15 protein-coding genes are annotated in these 20148 nt (G+C 73.8%); 12 read left to right on the top strand and 3 right to left on the bottom strand.

The window, feature by feature from the left end:
* Positions 1-20 precede the first annotated feature (20 nt).
* The 9 genes from CNQ36_RS30755 (at position 21) to CNQ36_RS30800 (ending at position 13943) form a co-directional block, all read left to right on the top strand.
* The gene (locus tag CNQ36_RS30755; protein WP_121548772.1) at positions 21-1364 is read left to right on the top strand and encodes an ABC transporter substrate-binding protein; all 1344 of its coding nucleotides are present in this window, start codon (positions 21-23) and stop codon (positions 1362-1364) included.
* Between the two features lie 3 nt (positions 1365-1367).
* Positions 1368-2321 (top strand): carbohydrate ABC transporter permease, encoded by a 954-nt coding sequence (locus tag CNQ36_RS30760; RefSeq protein ID WP_121548774.1) that lies wholly within the window; start codon positions 1368-1370, stop codon positions 2319-2321.
* The gene (locus tag CNQ36_RS30765) at positions 2318-3178 is read left to right on the top strand and encodes a carbohydrate ABC transporter permease (protein ID WP_121548776.1); all 861 of its coding nucleotides are present in this window, start codon (positions 2318-2320) and stop codon (positions 3176-3178) included. The genes CNQ36_RS30760 and CNQ36_RS30765 overlap by 4 nt, the downstream gene beginning before the upstream one ends.
* A gap of 36 nt (positions 3179-3214) precedes the next feature.
* Complete coding sequence (locus CNQ36_RS30770) at positions 3215-4798, top strand: glycoside hydrolase family 13 protein (protein WP_121548778.1); 1584 nt, start codon at positions 3215-3217, stop codon at positions 4796-4798.
* A gap of 47 nt (positions 4799-4845) precedes the next feature.
* Positions 4846-7020: a discoidin domain-containing protein gene (locus CNQ36_RS30775; RefSeq protein WP_121548780.1), complete on the top strand. Its 2175-nt coding sequence runs from the start codon at positions 4846-4848 to the stop codon at positions 7018-7020.
* A 389-nt stretch (positions 7021-7409) separates the two neighbouring features.
* The gene (lanKC, locus tag CNQ36_RS30785) at positions 7410-10067 is read left to right on the top strand and encodes a class III lanthionine synthetase LanKC (RefSeq protein ID WP_121548782.1); all 2658 of its coding nucleotides are present in this window, start codon (positions 7410-7412) and stop codon (positions 10065-10067) included.
* Complete coding sequence (ramS, locus tag CNQ36_RS30790; RefSeq protein WP_003972313.1) at positions 10064-10192, top strand: mycelium formation morphogenetic lantipeptide SapB; 129 nt, start codon at positions 10064-10066, stop codon at positions 10190-10192. Before lanKC ends, ramS begins: the two co-directional genes overlap by 4 nt.
* A 161-nt stretch (positions 10193-10353) precedes the next feature.
* Positions 10354-12135, top strand: coding sequence for an ABC transporter transmembrane domain-containing protein (locus CNQ36_RS30795; protein ID WP_121548784.1), 1782 nt, complete (start codon positions 10354-10356; stop codon positions 12133-12135).
* A complete protein-coding gene (locus CNQ36_RS30800; protein WP_240659559.1) occupies positions 12132-13943 on the top strand; it encodes an ATP-binding cassette domain-containing protein in 1812 nt (603 codons plus the stop codon). Before CNQ36_RS30795 ends, CNQ36_RS30800 begins: the two co-directional genes overlap by 4 nt.
* A 43-nt stretch (positions 13944-13986) precedes the next feature.
* Here CNQ36_RS30800 and CNQ36_RS30805 read toward each other — a convergent pair whose 3' ends face one another.
* Positions 13987-14583, bottom strand: a complete 597-nt coding sequence (locus CNQ36_RS30805) for a response regulator transcription factor (protein ID WP_121548785.1) — start codon at positions 14581-14583, stop codon at positions 13987-13989.
* 472 nt (positions 14584-15055) lie between these two features.
* Between CNQ36_RS30805 and CNQ36_RS30810 the strand changes: the two genes are divergently transcribed.
* Together CNQ36_RS30810 and CNQ36_RS30815 are read left to right on the top strand one after the other, a co-directional pair.
* Positions 15056-15256 carry a hypothetical protein gene (locus tag CNQ36_RS30810; RefSeq protein ID WP_121548787.1) on the top strand — a complete coding sequence of 67 codons (201 nt, stop codon included), beginning with the start codon at positions 15056-15058 and terminating at the stop codon, positions 15254-15256.
* Positions 15257-15378: 122 nt separating this feature from the next.
* A complete protein-coding gene (locus CNQ36_RS30815; protein ID WP_121548789.1) occupies positions 15379-17433 on the top strand; it encodes a phosphocholine-specific phospholipase C in 2055 nt (684 codons plus the stop codon).
* 27 nt (positions 17434-17460) lie between these two features.
* On the opposite strand, the gene CNQ36_RS30820 is transcribed toward CNQ36_RS30815, so the two are convergent.
* Positions 17461-18465 (bottom strand): DMT family transporter, encoded by a 1005-nt coding sequence (locus tag CNQ36_RS30820; protein WP_167499296.1) that lies wholly within the window; start codon positions 18463-18465, stop codon positions 17461-17463.
* Entirely contained in the window at positions 18462-19256 is a 795-nt protein-coding gene (locus tag CNQ36_RS30825; protein ID WP_121548791.1) for a phosphatase PAP2 family protein, read from the bottom strand. Before CNQ36_RS30825 ends, CNQ36_RS30820 begins: the two co-directional genes overlap by 4 nt.
* A 168-nt stretch (positions 19257-19424) precedes the next feature.
* On the opposite strand from CNQ36_RS30825, the gene CNQ36_RS30830 reads away from it, so the two are divergent.
* Positions 19425-20039, top strand: coding sequence for a TetR/AcrR family transcriptional regulator (locus CNQ36_RS30830; RefSeq protein WP_121548793.1), 615 nt, complete (start codon positions 19425-19427; stop codon positions 20037-20039).
* Positions 20040-20148: the final 109 nt, after the last annotated feature.

Genomic DNA, 20148 nt, shown 5'->3' on the forward strand with positions numbered 1-20148 from the left:
GTCCCGTAAGGGGTCCACCGATGAGAAGCACCGGGATCCGTCGTACCCTCGTCGCCCTGGGCGCCGGCGCCCTCGCGCTGACCGCCTGCGGCTCGGGCGGCGACGAGGCCGCCGGCGGCAAGACCCGCATCACCGTCAACTGCATGCCGCCGCAGAGCGCCAAGGTCGACCGGCGGTTCTTCGAGGAGGACGTCGCCGCCTTCGAGAAGAAGAACCCGGACATCGACGTCGTCCCGCACGACGCGTTCCCCTGCCAGGACCCGAAGACGTTCGACGCGAAACTCGCCGGCGGGCAGATGGAGGACGTCTTCTACACGTACTTCACCGACGCCCGGCACGTCGCCGACATCGACCAGGCCGCCGACCTCACCCCGTACCTCGGGGAGCTGAAGAGCTACGACACCGTCCAGCAGCAGCTGCGGGACATCTACACCGTCGACGGCAAGGTCTACGGCATCCCCCGCACCGGCTACTCGATGGGCCTGATCTACAACCGGGAGCTCTTCGAGAAGGCCGGCCTCGACCCGGACCGGCCGCCCGCCACCTGGGCCGAGGTCCGTACCGCCGCCAAGAGGATCGCGGCGCTCGGCGACGGCACCGTCGGCTACGCCGACTACAGCGCCCAGAACCAGGGCGGCTGGCACTTCACCGCCGAGCTGTACTCCCGGGGCGGCGACGTGGTGAGCGCTGACGGCAAGCAGGCCACCATCGACACCCCCGAGGGCCGCGCAGTCCTCCGGACCCTCCACGACATGCGGTGGAAGGACGAGTCGATGGGCAGCAGGCAGCTGCTCGTCATCAACGACGTCCAGCAGATGATGGGCGCCGGCAAGCTCGGCATGTACCTCGCCGCCCCCGACAACATCCCGATCCTGGTCAAGGAGAAGGGCGCCGCGTACGAGAACATCGCCCTCGCCCCCATGCCCGGCGGCCAGGGCACCCTCATCGGCGGCGACGGCTACATGTTCAACAAGAAGGCCTCACCCGAGCAGATACGCGCCGGCCTCAAGTGGCTGGACCACATGTTCCTCACCCCCGGCGACGGCTTCCTCGGCGACTACGCCCGCGCCGGCGAGCACGACGCACCGGTGGGCCTGCCCGAGCCCCGCCTCTTCACCGGCGCCGCCGACGACAGGGACCAGCAGGCCAAGAAGGCCAACGCCAACGTCCCCGTGGAGAACTACCAGTCCTTCCTCGACGGCAACCAGGAGCTGGAGATGAAGATCGAGCCGCCGCACGCCCAGCAGCTCTACTCCGTCCTCGACGGTGTCGTCTCCGCCGTCCTCACCAAGGAGGACGCGGACATCGACCGGCTCCTGAAGGACGCCTCCGGCAAGATCGACGGCATCCTGTCCCGGAGCTGACCGGTGACGAAGACGGCTGAACGGCCGCCCGCGGCCGTGCGGGACCGTCCCGCCGGGGCGCCGCTCCCGGCAGCGGACCGGAGACGGCGCCGCCTCGCCGACCAGCTGCGCGCCTACGCCTTCCTCGTCGGTGGCCTCGTCTGCTTCGCGCTGTTCTCCTGGTACCCGGCGATCCGCGCCGTCGTGATCGCCTTCCAGAAGTACACGCCCGGCTCCGACCCCGAATGGGTGGGCACCGCAAACTTCACCCGCGTACTGAACGACCCCGAATTCGGCGCCGCCTGGCGCAACACCCTCACCTTCACCCTGCTCGCCCTGCTCCTCGGCTTCGCCGTCCCCTTCGTCCTGGCGCTCGTCCTCAACGAACTGCGCCACGCCAAGGCCTTCTTCCGGGTCGTCGTCTATCTGCCCGTGATGATCCCGCCGGTGGTCAGCGCCCTGCTGTGGAAGTGGTTCTACGACCCGGGCGCCGGACTCGCCAACGAGGCGCTGCGCTTCCTCCACCTGCCCACGTCCAACTGGACCAACGGCGCCGACACCGCGCTGATATCCCTGGTCGTCGTCGCCACCTGGGCCAACATGGGCGGCACCGTGCTCATCTACCTGGCCGCCCTCCAGTCCGTCCCCGGCGAACTGTACGAGGCCGCAGAACTGGACGGGGCGAGCCTGCTCCAGCGCATCCGCCATGTGACCGTCCCGCAGACCAGGTTCGTCATCCTCATGCTGATGCTGCTGCAGATCATCGCCACCATGCAGGTGTTCACCGAACCCTTCGTGATCACCGGCGGCGGCCCGGAGAACTCGACCGTCACCGTCCTCTACCTCATCTACAAGTACGCCTTCCTCTACAACGACTTCGGCGGCGCCTGCGCGCTGAGCGTGATGCTCCTCGCCCTGCTCGGCGTGTTCTCCGCCGTCTACCTCCGTCTCACCCGCTCCGGAGAGGAGGCCGCATGAGCACCCGCACCCTGGTGTCCCCGGCCGTCCTGGCCCGCCCGCGCGGCAGAGCCGTCTACTGGGCCGTGTTCACCGGCGTCGTCGTGCTGTTCGCGCTCGCCTTCCTGTTCCCCGTCTACTGGATGGCGAGCGGTGCGATGAAGTCACCGGACGAGGTGGCCCGCACCCCGCCCACCCTGGTCCCGGAGAGCTGGAGCACCAGCGGCTACACCGACGCCTGGGAACTGATGCGACTGCCGGTCCACCTGTGGAACACGGTGGTGCAGGCGGCCGGCGCCTGGCTGTTCCAGCTGGTGTTCTGCACCGCCGCCGCCTACGCCCTGTCGAGGCTGCGGCCCGCCTTCGGCACGCTGGTCCTCGGCGGCATCCTCGCCACGCTGATGGTGCCGGCGCAGGCCCTGGTCGTACCGAAGTACCTGACCGTGGCGGACCTCGGCCTGCTGAACGACCCGCTCGCCATCTGGCTGCCGGCCGTCGCCAACGCCTTCAACCTGTACCTGCTCAAACGGTTCTTCGACCAGCTGCCCCGGGACGTGCTCGAGGCCGCCGAGATGGACGGCGCGGGGAAGCTCCGCACCCTGTGGTCGATCGTGCTGCCCATGTCGCGCCCGGTGCTCGGCGTGGTGTCGATCTTCGCCCTGGTCGCCGTGTGGCAGGACTTCCTGTGGCCGCTGATGGTCTTCTCCGACACCGGCCGGCAGCCGATCAGCGTGGCCCTCGTGCAACTGTCGCAGAACATCCAGCTGACCGTGCTGATCGCCGCCATGGTGATCGCCAGCATCCCCATGGTCGCGCTGTTCCTCGTCTTCCAGCGGCACATCATCGCCGGGATCAGCGCGGGCAGCACCAAGGGCTGACACCGCAGCCATCCACAGAAGAGAAAGGCACGCACCGTGGGACAGCCCACCCCTGCCCGCAACGACGACTGGTGGCGCTCCGCCGTCATCTACCAGGTGTACGTCCGCAGCTTCGCCGACGGCGACGGCGACGGCACCGGCGACCTCGCCGGCGTCCGCGCGCGACTGCCGTACCTCGCCGCACTCGGCGTGGACGCCCTCTGGTTCAACCCCTGGTACCTGTCCCCGATGAAGGACGGCGGCTACGACGTCGCCGACTACCGGGCGATCGACCCGGCCTTCGGCACCCTCGCCGAGGCGGAGAAACTCATCGCCGAGGCACGCGGACTGGGCATCCGCACGATCGCCGACATCGTGCCGAACCACGTCTCCGACCAGCACCCCTGGTTCCGGGCGGCGCTCGCCGGCGGGCCCGAACGGGAACTGTTCCACTTCCGGCCGGGCCGCGGTGAGCGCGGCGAACTCCCGCCGAACGACTGGCAGTCGGAGTTCGGCGGCCCCGCCTGGACCAGGGCGGCGGACGGCGACTGGTACCTCCATCTGTTCGCCCCCGAACAGCCCGACCTCGACTGGTCGCACCCCGCCGTCCGCCAGGAGCACGAGGACATCCTGCGGTTCTGGTTCGAGCGGGGCGTGGCCGGCGTCCGCATCGACTCCGCCGCGCTGCTGGTGAAGGACCCCCGGCTGCCGGACTTCGTGGCGGGCCGCGACCCGCACCCCTACGTCGACCGCGACGAACTCCACGACGTCTACCGGGGCTGGCGCGCCGTCGCCGACGAGTACGGCGGCGTCTTCGTCGGCGAGGTCTGGCTCCCGGACACCGAACGCTTCACCCGCTATCTCCGCCCCGACGAACTGCACACCGCGTTCAACTTCTCCTTCATGACCTGCCCCTGGGACGCGGCACGGCTGCGCGCCTCCATCGAGGACACCCTCGCCGAACACGCGCCGGTCGGCGCCCCCGCCACCTGGGTGCTGTGCAACCACGACGTCACCCGCACGGTCACCCGCTACGGCCGCGCCGACACCGGCTTCGACTTCGCCGCCAAGACCTTCGGCACCCCCACCGACCTCGCGCTCGGCACCCGCCGGGCCCGCGCCGCCGCCCTGCTCTCCCTGGCCCTGCCCGGCGCGGTCTACGTCTACCAGGGCGAGGAACTCGGCCTGCCCGAGGCGGAGATCCCCCGCGACCGCATCGAGGACCCGATGCACGCCCGCTCCGGGGGCACCGATCCCGGCCGCGACGGGTGCAGGGTGCCGCTGCCGTGGACGGCCGACGCCCCGCACGCCGGGTTCGGCGGCGAACCGTGGCTGCCGCAGCCCGCCGGCTGGGCGTCGTACGCGGCCGACCGGCAGGCGGGGGACCCCGGCTCGATGCTCGCCCTCTACCGTGCGGCGATCCGGCTGCGCCCGGCCTTCGGCGACGGACCGCTCACCTGGCTGCCCGCACCCGACGGCGTGCTCGCCTTCAGCCGCGGGGACGGCGGCCACCTGTGCGTGGTGAACCTCGCGGACGAGCCGGCCGCCCTCCCCGCCCACACCTCCCGCCTCCTGGGCAGCGCCCCCCTGGACCCGGACGGGCGCCTGCCGAAGGACACCGCGGTCTGGCTGCGCGCCTGAGACCGCACCCGCCTGTTCCCGCACCCCCACCACGAAGGGACCAGCACATGAGCGCCACCGGATCTGCTGTCAGGAGCATGTCGGCCATCGGTACGGCCGTCGCCGTCGCCGCCGGCATGCTCGTCGTCCTCGCGCCCGCGCCCGCCCACGCCGCCGCGGGCGCCACCCTCCCCTTCACCTCCGTCGAGGCGGAGGCGGCCGCCGGCACCGGCACGAGGATCGGACCGGACTACACCCAGGGCACCCTGGCGTCCGAGGCCTCCGGCCGCCGGGCGGTGCGCCTCGACGCCGGCCGGCGCGTGGAGTTCACGGTGCCGCGCGCCGCCAACGCCGTGAACGTCGCCTACAGCGTCCCCGACAGCCAGTCCGGCAGCCTCGCCGTGTACGTCAACGGCCAGCGGCTCGCCAGGACCCTCCCGGTCACCTCCAAGTACTCCTACGTCGACACCCCCTGGATCGCGGGCTCCAGGACCCACCACCTCTACGACAACTCCCGCATGCTGCTCGGGCGGAACGTCCAGGCCGGCGACACGGTCGCCCTGGAGGCCACCGGCGTCCAGGTCACCGTGGACGTCGCCGACTTCGAGCAGGCCCCCGACCCCGCCGCCAAGCCCTCCGGCGCCGTCTCCGTCACCGACAAGGGCGCCGACCCCGGCGGACAGGGCGACTCCACCCAGGCGTTCCGGGCCGCGATCGCCGCCGCGCAGGGCGGCACGGTCTGGATACCGCCGGGCGAGTACCGCCTCACCTCCTCCCTCAACGGCGTCCAGAACGTCACCCTCCGGGGCGCCGGCCACTGGCACTCGATCGTCCGCGGCTCCCGCTTCATCGACCAGACGAGTTCCTCCGGCAACGTCCACCTCAAGGACTTCGCGGTCATCGGCGAGGTCACCGAACGCGTCGACTCCAGCCCCGACAACTTCGTCAACGGCTCCCTCGGCCCGAACTCGTCCGTCTCCGGCATGTGGCTCCAGCACCTCAAGGTGGGCCTCTGGCTGACCGGCGTCAACGACGACCTCGTCGTCGAGAACAACCGCTTCCTCGACATGACCGCCGACGGCCTCAACCTCAACGGCAACGCGCGCGGGGTGAGGGTCCGCAACAACTTCCTGCGCAACCAGGGCGACGACGCGCTCGCCATGTGGTCGCTGAACGCCCCCGACGTGAACAGCAGCTTCGAGAACAACACCGTCTCGCAGCCGAACCTCGCCAACGGCATCGCGATCTACGGCGGCACGGACATCACCGTCCGCGGCAACCTGATCTCCGACACCAACGCCCTCGGCAGCGGCATCGCGATCTCCAACCAGAAGTTCCTCGACCCCTTCCACCCGCTCTCCGGCACCATCACCGTCGACGGCAACACCCTCGTCCGCACCGGCGCCATGAACCCCAACTGGAACCACCCGATGGGCGCCCTGCGGGTGGACTCCTACGACAGCGCCATCGAGGCGCAGGTGAGAATCACCGGCACGACCGTCACCGACAGCCCCTACAGCGCCTTCGAGTTCGTCTCCGGCAGCGGACGCGGTTTCGCGGCGAGGAACATCACCGTCGACGGCGCCACCGTGAACGGGGCGGGCACCGTCGTCGTCCAGGCGGAGACCCAGGGCGCCGCCGTCTTCCGCGACGTCACCGCGACCGGCGTCGGAGCGGCCGGCGTGTACAACTGCCCCTACCCGTCGGGCTCGGGCACCTTCACCGTCACCGACGGCGGGGGCAACTCCGGCTGGAACAGCACCTGGTCGGACTGCTCCAGCTGGCCGCAGCCCGGCCAGGGCAACCCGGACCCCGACCCGGACCGCAACCTCACCCGGGGCCGCCCGGCCACCGCCACCGGCTCCCAGGACGTGTACACCCGCGGCAAGGCGGTCGACGGCGACGCGAACATCTACTGGGAGTCCGCCAACCACGCCTTCCCGCAGTCCCTGACCGTCGACCTCGGCTCCGCGCAGGCGGTGCGGCGGCTGGTGCTGAAGCTGCCTCCGCAGACTGCGTGGGGGGCCCGCACGCAGACCCTGTCCGTGCAGGGCAGCACCGAGGGCTCGGCGTACACGACGGTCGTCGCCCCGAAGGACTACCGCTTCGACCCGGCCACCGGCAACACGGTCACCGTGAGCCTGCCCTCCGGCACCGCCCTGCGCCACCTGCGGCTGCACGTCACCGGCAACACCGGCTGGCCGGCCGCCCAGTTCAGCGAAGTGGAGGCGTACCTCCGCTGACGTCCACCGAGAGGCCGCCGGCCGCGCCGGCGGCCCTGGCGACCCCGGCCCCCTCGCCGGCCCGGGGCGCCGCCTGGATCCGTTCCTACACCTGGGGCCGCAGCTCGTCGTCCGCCGGGACCTGCTGCCGCACCTGCCGGCGACGGTCGCCCGGATCGACGCCGACATGAGGACGACCGGTCCGGCACGGGCCGCCGGTCACGGCGGCGCGACCTCGTGGAGCAGGGCGCCCGTTCCGGCAAGGGGGCTTCCGCCGGGAGACGGTCCGGTCCCGCCCGGGAAGTTACCCGTGCGTTCCGCACGGTGTAGTGGTGACGTCGGTGACTGTGCGGGGCGGCACGCCGCGTGACAGCGTCAAGCCCGTCAGCGATCGGCGGGAAGGAGCCGGCGTGAACAAGGGCTATGCCGTGTACTGCGACGCGGACCCGTACTTCTACGAGGCACCGCACCGCACGGTCTCCCCGGCCGGCACCGGGCGCTCCCGGTACGCCGTCGCCTCGTGGCCCGTCCCGGCGGGATGGCAGCGCAACGAGAGCGGGGACTGGCTCGCCCTGCGGCCGGCCGACGCCGAACTCCCCGACCAGGGATGGAAGATCCACGTCTCCGCCTGCCTGGACAACGCCGAGTCCGTGCTCGAGCGTGTCTGGCGGCACTGCGTCGACGGCGGCACCGCCTTCAAGTTCGTCCCCAGCCGCTATCTGCTGCACCAGCGCAACGCCAAGTACGCGGACCGGGCGGGCAGCGGCAAGTTCATCACCGTGTACCCGGCGGACGAGACGCGGTGCGAACGCCTCGCGGCCGAGCTGTCGGAGCTGCTGGCGGGCGAACCCGGACCGCACATCCTCAGCGATCTGCGGCTCGGCGACGGCCCCGTGCACGTCCGGTACGGCGGCTTCACCCGGCGCAACTGCTACGACACGCAAGGGGAGCTGCGGCCGGCCGTGACCGGTCCCGACGGGGTACTGGTGCCCGACCTGCGCGGCCCCGTCTTCCGCATACCGGACTGGGTGGAGCCGCCCGCCTTCCTGCGGCCGCACCTGCGGGCCCGGGACGCGCTGACCGTGGCCGGCCTGCCCTACGCCATCGAGTCGGCGCTGCACTTCTCCAACGGCGGCGGCGTCTACCTCGCCCGCGACTCCCGCACCGGGGCACAGGTCGTCCTCAAGGAGGCCCGCCCGCACGCCGGACTGGCGGCCGACGGCGCGGACGCCGTGACCCGGCTGCACCGCGAACGCCGGGCGCTGGAGCGGCTGTCCGGCCTCGACTGCACACCCGAGGTACTCGACCACCTGACGGTGGGGGAGCACCACTTCCTGGTGCTGGAGCACATCGACGGCAAGCCTCTCAACACCTTCTTCGCCCGCCGCCATCCGCTCATCGAGGCCGACCCCGGTGAGCGGAAGCTGGCCGAGTACACGGCCTGGGCCCTCGACGTCCACGCCCGGGTGGAACGCGCCGTTGAGGCCGTCCACGACCGGGGCGTGGTCTTCAACGACCTGCACCTGTTCAACATCATGATCCGCGAGGACGACAGCGTCGCCCTGCTGGACTTCGAGGCGGCGCACGAGGTCGGCGAAGCCGGCCGGCAGACCGTCGCCAACCCCGGGTTCGTGGCGCCGTCCGACCGGCGTGGAGTCGCGGTGGACCGATACGCGCTGGCCTGTCTGCGGCTCGCGCTGTTCCTCCCGCTCACCAGTCTGCTGGCGCTGGACCGGCGCAAGGCGGCCCATCTGGCCGATGTGGTGGCCGACCAGTTCCCGGTGGACCGCGCCTTCCTGGACGCCGCGGTCGCGGAGATCACGGGCGGCACCACGGCCGCCGCTCCCTCGGCGGCGCGGACGGACGGGCCGGTGGTGCCGGTCCGGCCGGACGACTGGCCCCGCAGCCGGGACTCCATGGCCGAAGCCGTCCGCGCGTCGGCCACACCGTCCCGCACCGACCGTCTCTTCCCCGGCGACATCGCGCAGTTCGCCACCGCCGGCGGCGGACTGGCCTTCGGCCACGGCGCGGCGGGAGTGCTCTACGCGCTGGCCGCAAGCGGGGCGGGGCGGGACGAGGACGGGGAGCAGTGGCTGCTGGAGCGGACCAAGCAGCCGCCGTCGGGCACCCCGCTCGGTTTCCACGACGGACTCGCCGGCATCGCCTGGACCCTGGAGCACCTCGGCCACCGCGATCGCGCCCTCGACCTCGCCGAACTGCTCCTCGACCAGCCCTTCGACCACCTCGCCCCGGACCTGCACAGCGGCACGGCCGGGCTGGGCCTGGCCCTCGACTCGCTGGCCGCGGCCACCGGCGAGACCGCCCTGCGCGCGGCGGCGCTGCGCTGCGCCGAGCTGACCGCCCGGAGCGTACAGGCCGGCGACGGGAGCACCGGACCGGGCCGCGCGGGCCTGCTGTACGGGGCGGCGGGACGCGCTCTGCTCTTCCTGCGGCTGTACGAACGCGACCGGGACCCCGCCCTGCTCGACCTCGCGCGGGACGCGCTGCGCCAGGACCTCGCGCGCTGCGTCCGCGGCGCGGGCGGCGCGCTGCAGGTCGACGAGGGATGGCGCACCATGCCCTACCTGGGCGCGGGCAGCGTGGGCATCGGCATGGTGCTCGACGACTACCTGGCGCACCGGGAGGACGAGCGGTTCGCGCGGGCGCAGGGCGAGATCGTCGCCGCGGCGCAGGCCATGTTCTACGCGCAGCCCGGTCTGTACCGGGGAGTGTCCGGCATGGTGCTGCACCTCGCCCGCACGACGGCGGGGGTGCCCGGCACCGGCCCGGAGGCCGTCCGGCGCCAACTCGACGCGCTGTCCTGGCATGCCATGTCCTACCGCGGCCGGCTCGCCTTCCCCGGTGAGCAGATGATGCGGCTGTCCATGGACCTCTCCACCGGCACGGCCGGCTGCCTGCTGGCCGTCGCCGCCGCCCACGGCGCCCCGTCCGCGCGGCTGCCGTTCCTTCCTCCGCCGCCGCCCCCGCGGCGGCCCCACGACTCGGCCCCCGCGGGGGTCGTGAGCAAAAAAGAGAACCCGTTGTCCTACGAAGGGAAAGCATCATGAACCTGTTCGACCTGCAGTCCATGGAGACCCCGAAGGAAGAGGCCATGGGCGACGTCGAGACCGGCAGCCGCGCGAGCCTGCTGCTCTGCGGCGACAGCAGCCTGAGCATCACCACCTGCAACTGACGCCCGCGTCGACCACCGCGGTGACGCGGTGAGTCACCTGGCTCGGTTCCGGCGCCCCGGGTTTCCGCCCGGGGCGCCGGTGCTTGTTCCGGCGGACGTCCGGCCCGCCGGGCCCGTGGCCGGCGTCCGGTCACGGTGGACGTACGGAAGGAGGCCGACGGGTGGTGACGACCGGAATCCGGGTACGGCGGGAGGGCGGCGCTCGGGACGGAGCCGACGGCGCGGGGCCGGGGCGCACGCCCGAAGTGCTGGTGCTGCTCTGCTCGGTCGGAGCGGCCGTGACGACGGTGGCCCAGCCCTTCGTGCTCGGCCGCACCCTCGACCTGCTGCTGCGCGGCGGGGACGGCGCCGCGGGGCGCTGGCTGGCGCTGAGCGTCGCGCTGCTCCTCGGCGAACTGCTGCTCGACAGCCTCACCTCGCTGTTCACCGGACGCTGCACCGCCCACTGGACGGCCTTCCTGCGCTCCCGCGCCTTCGACGGCCTGCTGCGCGCCGTGCCCGAGGGGGCACGGCCCCTCGCACCGGGGGACGTCGGGACCCGGCTGACCCTCAACGCCGCCGACGCGGGCGGCGCCCCGGCGGCCCGGGCGGCGCTGGCGGCCTCGGTGGTCACACCCGTGGGGGCGCTCGCGGCGCTGGCCCTCGTCGACGTATGGGTGGCTGCCTGCGTCCTCGCGGGGCTGCCCGCCCTGGCGCTGGTGCTGCGGAGCTTCGCCCGCGACACGGGCGCCTCGGTGGCCGCCTACCAGCGGACGCAGTCGGAGCTCGCGTCCCGGCTGCTGGAGGCCCTGGAGGGCGCGGCGACGATCGCCGCCGCGGGAACCGTCGGCCGGGAACGGGCCCGGGTGCTGGAGCCGTTGGACCGGCTCGCCGCCCTGGGCCGGCAGGTGTGGGCGCTGCACGGACGCGCCCTGGCCCGCAGCGGTGTCCTGGTCCCCCTGCTCACCCTGGCCGCCACGGCAGTCGGCGGCCTGCGTCTCGCGGCGGGCGCCCTCAGCGTGGGCGAACTGCTCGCCGTGTTCCGGTACGCGCAGCTGACGGCCGGTGTCGGGGGCGCCGCGTCCCTGCTGGGCGCGCTGGTCAGGGGCCGCGAGGCGCGGAAGCGGACGCTGGCACTGGCACGCCTGCCCGCGCTGGTCCACGGGACGGAGAGTCTTCCCCCGGCCGGACCGGGCGTTCTCGAACTGTGCGGTGTGCGGGTGGTGCGCGACGGCAGGCAGGTCCTGTGCGCCGACGGGGTGCGGGTGCCGGGCGGAGCCACCGCCGCGGTGGTCGGCCGCAGCGGAGCGGGGAAGTCCGTCCTGGCCGCCGTGGCGGGGCGGCTGATCGACCCCGACGAGGGACATGTGCTGCTGGACGGCGTCCGCCTGGACCGGCTGACCCGTGAGGCGCTGCGCACCGAGGTCGCCTACGCCTTCGAACGCCCGGCGCCGGCCGAGGGCACGGTCGCCGAAGCCGTCGCCGCCGGCCCCCGGCGGGTGTCGCCCGGACAGGTCCGGGAGGCCTGCCGTGCCGCGGGCGCCGACGGCTTCGTCCGCCGACTGCCGGGCGGCTACGACACCCCGCTGCCCGAGGCGCCGCTCTCGGGCGGCGAGCACCAGCGCCTCGGCCTCGCCCGCGCGTTCGCGCACGCCGGACGGCTGCTGATCATGGACGACGCGACGTCCAGCCTGGACACCGCCACGGAGCACGAGGTCGACCGGGCCCTGCGCCACTCGGTCAGGCCCGGAACCAGGCTGGTCGTCGCGCATCGCCCGTCGGTGGCCGCCCGGGCGGACCTGGTGATCTGGCTGGAGGACGGGGGAGTGCGCGCCGTCGCGCCCCATCGCCGACTGTGGGAAGAGGCCGACTACCGGGCGGTCTTCGGCGCCGGCGGGACCCCGCCCGGGGCACCGCGGGCGGGCACCGCGCGCCGCCCCGAACCCGAGGAGGCGCGACCGTGACGGACGTCGTGAAGCCGGCTGGGCGGGACACGGACGACGGGGCCGGGGCGCTGCGCCGTGTCGCGCCGCCCGCCCGCCGCTTCCTCGCCCGCCGCACGGGCGTCCTCGCGCGGCTCGGGCTGTGGTCGCTGGCCGAGACCGGGCAGGCGTTCCTCGTCGGCTACGGCGTCGCTCAGGCCGTCGACCGGGGGTTCCTCGCCGGTGACACCCGCCGGGGCCTGCTGTGGCTCGCGGTCGCGCTCGTCGCCGTGCTGTGCGGCGCCCCGGTGATCCGGGGCGTGTTCACCCAGCTGGCCGGGCTGACGGAGCCGCTGCGCGACGGTCTGGCCCGGCGCGCGGTCGACCGCTCCCTGGCCCGGGCCGCCGCGGGCGGTTCCGCCGGGGCGGACCGGGCGGCCGTCTCCCGGCTGACGAACCAGGTCGAGATCGCCCGCGACAGCTTCGCCGGTCTCGTCCTGACCCTGCGGTCCTTCGTCTTCACCGCCGCCGGGGCGCTGCTGGGGCTGCTGTCGCTCGACCCCGCCCTCCTGGTGGTGGTGCTGCCCCCGCTGACGGGCGGCCTGGCGCTGTTCCTGGCCACCCTGCGCCCCATGGCGGCGGCCCAGCGACGGGCCCTGGCGGCCGACGAGGCGCTCGGCGACCACGCGGGCCGCTCACGGGCGGCGCTGCGGGACCTGACCGCCTTCGGAACCGGCCCCGAGGCGGCGCGGCGCGGCGCGGAGCTGGTCGACGAGGCCGCCGCGGCGGCCCGCGCCCTGGCCGGCTGGGCCGCGGTGCGGACCGCGGCGCTCGGTGTCGCGGGACATCTGCCCGTCCTCGCACTGCTCCTTGCGGTGCCCTGGCTGCGCGGGCGGGGCGTGACGGCGGGCGCGCTGCTGGGCGCCTTCACCTTCCTCGTCCAGTCGCTGCTGCCCGCCCTGCACACCCTGATGACCGCCCTCGGCGCGGCGGGGTCCCGGTTGCTGGTCGTCCTCGACCGCGTCAACGGCCCGGAGCCGGCGGGAGCCCCGGCGCCCGGACGCCGCGCGGGGCCGAAGACCGCGCCCCTCCCGGCCCCCGGCGCCTCGGACGCCGGGCCGGCCGCGGCGGTGGAACTGCGGTCCGTGACGCTGTCCTACGGCGCCCGCGCGGAACCGGTCCTCGACTCGCTCGACCTGTGCGTCGCCCCGGGCGAGCACCTCGCCGTCGTCGGACCGAGCGGGATCGGCAAGTCGACGCTCACCCGCCTGGTCGCGGGGACGCTCGCGCCGAGCGCCGGCGAGGTACGGGTGGCGGGCCTGCGGGTGGCCGGGCGGACGCCCGCCGAACTCGCCGCGCTGCGCGTACTGGTGCCCCAGGAGGCGTACGTCTTCTCCGGCAGCGTGGTCGACAACCTCGCGTATCTGCGTCCGGACGCGGACCGCGCGGACGTCGACGCCGCCGTCGGGGCCCTCGGCCTGCGGCCGCTGGTCGAGCGCCTGGGCGGCCTCGACGCACCGGTGCGGCCCGCCGAACTGTCCCCGGGCGAACGGCAGCTCCTCGCGCTGGCACGCGCCCACCTGTCCGCGGCGCCCCTGCTGCTGCTCGACGAGGCCACCTGCCATCTCGACCCGGCGTCCGAGGCGCGGGCGGAGGAAGCCCTCGCGCGGCGCCCCGGAACGCTGCTGGTGGTGGCGCACCGGCTGTCGTCGGCCGTCCGCGCCGACCGGGTGCTGGTGCTGGACGGTACGGAGGCGGTGTGCGGCACCCACCAGGAGGTGCTGGACCGCTCACCGCTCTACCGCGATCTGACGGGCCACTGGAACGGCGGCCCGGCCCGGGGGACCTGACCGCCGCGGCCCGCCCCCTGACGGGTTCACCGCGCGGGGGGCATCACGTCCATCCCGCGCTCTGGAGTATGCGTATCGCGTCGACCCGGTTACGGGCGCCCACCTTCCGGATCGCCGTGGCCATGTAGTTGCGGACGGTTCCCCGGGACAGGTGCAGCCGGGCCGCGATCTCGGCCATCGGCGCGCCCTGGGAGGCCAGGGACAGCACGCTCAGCTCACGGGTGGTCAGCGGCATCTCCGCGCCCTCCAGCAGAGCGACCGTGAGCGTCTGGTCGAGGAAACGCTGCCCCTTGGCGACCGTGTGCACCGCCGTGATCAGCCGGTGGGCCGGGGCGTTCTTGTCGACCAGACCGAGAGCACCGCCGTCGAACGCCCGGCGGAGTATCCCCGGCCGCTTGGCCGTCGTCAGGACGACGAGCCGGTCGCCGCACCGCGAGCGGAAGGGCTCGTCGTGCGCCTGCCCCGGTCCCCACAGGCAGTCGCCGTCCATGACCCACACGTCCGTCGGCAACGCGTCCTGATCCGGCGGGCCGGCTCCGGGTGACATCGACGAGACCTCCAGCGTGCCCTCGGATCTGAGCAGTTGAACCAATGCGGACCGCATGAGTTCCTCGTCGTGCACCACGACAGTACGAACCATCTCCCCCACCTCATGTCAGCGGCTGCGCCCGAGCAGCCGACGGCACACTCCCCCCGCGCCACGGGCCGTGTGCCCCGTTCTGTCCCGGAACAACACGCCACGGACGCACGTGCGAACCTCATCGGACGCGATCGGCCGCCCCCGGCGCCCCTCGGGGAACGGAACGGCGACGCCCGCCCGGCCGAAAACGACCGCGCCGCACCCCTGCGGAGGGCGGCGCCCGCTCCGACGGAACGCGGCATTCGGCCGCCCCGCCCACACCGGCGGCCCTCGTCGCCCTGGTCACGGCGTGCGCCCGGCCGGCCGGAGCGGCCCGTACCCCGTCGTACGGGAGGCGGCGGACCGCGGAGCGCGCCCCGTCCCTACCACGGCCGGAAACCGCCATCGTCCAATCTGGCGCGATTCCCACCGCCCCGCGGACGGTCCACGCGGCCAATCCGGCCGCCGGCGGGCACCGGTGGACTGTCGGTGGGTGGCTCCGGTCTTTCGCCATCGTCACAGCGGGGCACCCCGGGTCCACGAACTCCAGCCCGGTGCCGCCCACCGCACCCGCGACGCCTTCGGCCGCCCCGCCCCGGGCGACCAGGACCGCTACCCCGCCCAGTGCCTCACCACGGCCGTCCACCTCGCCGGCACCGAGACGGCCCCGCGCCGGAGGAACCGGCACGCCTGAGCCGTTGTACCGACGACCTTCACACCGGCGCCATCGCACCCTTCCCCCGCGTTCGCCGCTCCTGGAACACTCCTGTCACGCGCATCCCGTCAGCATCCGGCACCGTACGAGAGGCTCCCCACGTGTCCGAGGTCAACCGGCGCCGATTCCTTCAACTCGCGGGCGCGACAACGGCGTTCAGCGCGCTCTCCGCCAGTGTCGAGCGGGCCGCCGCCCTCCCGGCGAACCACCGGTCGGGATCGATCGAGGACGTCGAGCACATCGTCGTCCTGATGCAGGAGAACCGTTCCTTCGACCACTACTTCGGCCGGCTGCGCGGCGTCCGCGGCTTCGGCGACCCGCACCCGGTCACCCTGGACGGCGGCAGGTCCGTCTGGCACCAGACCAAGAGCGACGGCACGGAGGTCCTGCCCTTCCACCCGGAGGCCGACGACCTCGGCATGCAGTTCCTGGAGGGACTGCCGCACGGCTGGTCCGACGGCCAGGACGCCTACCACGACGGCAAGTACGACCGCTGGCTGCCGGCCAAGGGCACCACCACCATGGCGTACCTGACCCGCGAGGACATTCCCTTCCACTACGCGCTCGCCGACACCTTCACCGTCTGCGACGCCTACCACTGCTCCTTCATCGGCTCCACCGACCCCAACCGCTACTACCTGTGGTCGGGCCACACCGGCAACGACGGCAGGGGCGGCGGCCCGGTCCTCGGCAACGACGAACTCGGCTACGACTGGACGACGTACCCCGAGCGGCTGGAGGCGGCCGGAATCTCCTGGAAGATCTACCAGGACATCGGCGACGGCCTGGACGCGGCCGGCCACTGGGGCTGGATCCCCGACGCCTACCGCGGCAACTACGGCGACAACTCCCTGCTGTACTTCAACAAGTACCGGAACGCCCAGCCCGGCGACCCCTGGTACGACAAGGCCCGCACCGGCACCGACGTCGCCGGCGGGGACGGCTACTTCGACCGGCTCCGCGCCGACGTCAAGGCCGGCCGGCTCCCGCAGATCTCCTGGATCGCCGCCCCCGAGGCCTTCTCCGAGCACTCCAACTGGCCGTCCAACTACGGTGCCTGGTACATCTCCCAGGTCCTGGACGCGCTCACCTCCGACCCGGAGGTGTGGGCGAGGACCGCCCTGTTCATCACCTATGACGAGAACGACGGCTTCTTCGACCACGTGGTGCCGCCGCTGCCGCCGAAGTCGGCCGCGCAGGGCCTGTCCACCGCCGACGCGTCGCTGGACGTCTTCCAGGGCGGCGCGACCCACCGCGAGGGCTTCTACGGGCTCGGCCCACGGGTGCCGATGCTGGTCGTCTCGCCGTGGAGCAAGGGCGGTTACGTCTGCTCCGAGACCTTCGACCACACCTCGGTCATCCGCTTCATGGAGCGCCGCTTCGGCGTGCGCGAACCCCACATCTCGCCGTGGCGGCGCGCCGTCTGCGGCGACCTGACCTCCGCCTTCGATTTCTCCAACGGCGACAGCCGGCCGGCCCGGCTGCCCGACACCGACGCCTACGAGCCGCCGGACCGCGACCGTCACCCCGACTACCGGCCCACACCCCCGGCCGACGCCCGTCTGCCCCGCCAGGAGCGGGGGACGCGCCCGGCCCGCCCGCTGAAGTACGCCCCGGCCGTGGACGGTTCCGCCGACCCGGCGGCCGGGACGTTCACGCTGGCCTTCTCCTCCGGCGCCGGGGCGGGCGCCGCGTTCCTGGTCACGTCCGGCAGCCGCGCCGACGGCCCCTGGACCTACACGACCGAGGCCGGGAAGGAGCTCTCGGACATCTGGAACTCGGCGCACTCCGGCGGCTCGTACGACCTGACCGTGCACGGCCCGAACGGCTTCCTGCGCGTCTTCCGCGGACCGAACGGGTCCGCGGGCCCCGAGGTCACCGCCCGCCACACCGGGGACGACGTCCGGCTCACGTTCGTCAACGGAGGTTCGGCCACGGCGCGGCTGCGGCTGGCCGACGGTTACGGGGGCCGGCCGGTGACCGTCACCGTCCGCCCCGGCGCCACCGTGCACCGCACCGTCGACCTGTGCGCCAGCCACCGCTGGTACGACCTGACGGTCACCTCCCCGGCCGACCCGGCCTACCTGCGCCGCTTCGCGGGGCACGTCGAGAACGGACGCCCGGGCGTCAGCGACCCGGCGATCCGCACGGACTGACCGCCGTTCCCGGACGCCGGTGACGCCTCAGGCCGCGCTGTCCGGGGCGGCCCCGGCCAGGCCGGGCGAAGGCGGCCCGGGAGCCGCCGGCACCAGGACACCGAGGCCCGGGGTAACCCCCGCCGGGCTCCGCCCCTCCGTCCCGGACATGCGCTCAGGGGCGGCGGGGACGGCAACGGAGACAGGGGCGGCGGGGGCGGCCGGCGCCGCCGGACGCGGTGCCGCCCGGCTCAGCAGGACCACTCCCCAGGACGCGAGCGCCGCGCCGGCCAGCGCCGCCAGGACGCCCGCCGGCCCGCCGCGCAGCCGTTCGCCGAGCAGGACGAGCCCGATCACCGCGGCCGCCAGCGGGTTCGTCAGCGTCACCACCGCGAGCGGCGCGCCCAGGCCGCCCCGGTAGGCGGTCTGCGACAGCAGCAGACCGCCGGCCGCGAAGCCGGCCACCAGCAGCGCCACCACGACCACCCGCACGTCGAGCAGCGGACCGGACCGGTCCGTCGCCGTGACCGTCACGGTCTGGGTGAGCGCCGAGGCCACCCCGGAGGCGGCGCCCGACGCGGTCGCGTGCCGCAGACCGGGCCGCGACCCCGGCCATGACAGCAGCCCGATCAGGGACGCCGTGCCGCCCGCGACGACCAGCGCCTCGGGCACGCTCAGCGCGTCGTCGGGTGCCGGGCCGGACGCCGAGGCCAGCACCACCGCCAGACCGGCGAGGGTGAACGCCGTGCCCCGCCACTCGGCCCCGCTCACCGGCCGCCCCGCGATCCGGGCCCCCATCGGCACCGCCGCGACCAGCGTGAGCGCGCCCAGCGGCTGGACCACGGTCAGCGGCCCGTACCTGAGCGCCACCACGTGCAGCAGCGCGGCCGAGGCGTTCAGCCCGACCGCCCCCCACCAGGCGCCGTCGGCCAGCAGCCGCAGCGTGCCGGTGTCCGAGGACCGGGAGGCGAGACGTTCCTGGGCCACCGCGGCGGCGGCGTAGGCGACGGCGGAGACGAGGGACAGCAGGACGGCCACGAGGACGGCGTTCACCGGTCCGCCCCCACCAGCGGCCGGTCCTTCGCCGGCACATGACGCGCCGCGATCCGCCCCGCCGCGGCCGTGCGTCGCGGCCGGCGCGCCACCGTGAGCGCGAGGCCGAGCAGCGCCGCCGCCACCCACGCGTCCAGCCAGAAGTGGTTCGCCGTCCCCACGATCACCAGCAGCGTCAGCAGGGGATGCAGCAGCCACAGCCACCGCCACCGGGTGCGCGTGGCGACGATCAGCCCGACCGCCACCATCAGCGCCCACCCGAAGTGCAGCGAGGGCATCGCCGCGAACTGGTTCGACAGCCCGTCCGTCTCCGGCGGCCCGTACACCGAGGGCCCGTACACCCGGGCGGTGTCCACCAGACCCGTCGCGGAGAGCATCCGCGGCGGGGCGAGCGGGAACGTCAGATGCAGCACCAGCGCGGCGGCGGTGACCGCCGCCAGGACCCGGCGCGCCCAGACGTAGTGGAGCGGCCGGCGCACGTAGAGCCAGACCAGGAAGGCGGCCGTGGCCGGGAAGTGGACGGCCGCGTAGTAGACGTTCGCGGCGTGCGCGAGCCCCTCGCCGTGCAGCAGCAGGGACTGCACCGCGCCCTCGCCGGGCAGCTGGAGCGAGCGCTCGAGGCGCCACACCCCGAGGCCGTTGCGGTACGCCTCGCCGCCGTGGCCGGCCGCCAGCTGCCGGCCGAGTTTGTAGACGAGGAAAAGCCCTGCCACCAGGAGGAGTTCACGGACCAGGGGAGGGCGCGCCGAGGCGTCGGGCCCCGCTGTCGCAGGCTCTTCGCGGGCATTCATCCCCGGCCCTTTCGCTGACGGTGGTGCTGCGGTGGTGCGGTGGTGCGCGGTACCGCACCTCAACGAAACGAGTTCGTACCGATACGTCAGTGTACCGATACGATTTCGTACCGGTACACTGGCGTATCGATGACGTGCCTCACTCGAGGAAGAAAGGGAGCCGAGCCGATGACGTCGCAGGACTCGGACCGGTCCGCACCGGCCGGAACCTCGCGCCGCTCCAAGATCACGCCGGAGCGTGAGCGGGAGTTCTTCGACGCCGTGCTGGACCAGATCCGCGAGTGCGGCTACGACGCGGTCACCATGGACGGCGTCGCCGCCAGCACGCGGTGCAGCAAGTCCACGCTGTACCGGCAGTGGCGGACCAAACCGCAGTTCGTCGCCGCCGCCCTGCGCTCCAACCGGCGCGCGCGGCTCGCCGGCGTCGACACCGGCACCCTCGCCGGGGACCTGCGCGAGGTGGCGCGGCTCGCGGGGGAGTGGTCACCGAAGGACACCACGCTGCTCCAGGCGCTCGGGCACGCGATCGTCCAGGACCGGGAGCTGGCGCGGGCGCTGCGTGAGGCGCTGGTCGACCCCGAGGTCGAAGCGCTGCGGGAGATCCTGCGGCGGGGCGTCGCACGCGGGGAGGTGGCCGCCGGCGACCCGGCGCTGGAGTACGTCCCCGCGCAGATCTTCGGGGTGCTGCGGATCCGGCCCATCCTGGACGGCCGCAACGCCGACCCGGACTACCTGGTCCGCTTCGTGGAGGCCGCCGTACTGCCGGCGCTCGGCCTCCCCTGAGACGCGGGCCGCCGTTCCCGGGACCACCGGACGGCGGCCCGGCCGCGCCGCACCGTGGGGACGGGGGCGGCGCCCAGCCGGCGGGGCGGGGCACCTCCTGAGCGGAGGG

The organism is Streptomyces fungicidicus, from assembly GCF_003665435.1.
In the GTDB taxonomy this organism is placed as follows: Bacteria; Actinomycetota; Actinomycetes; order Streptomycetales; family Streptomycetaceae; genus Streptomyces; species Streptomyces fungicidicus.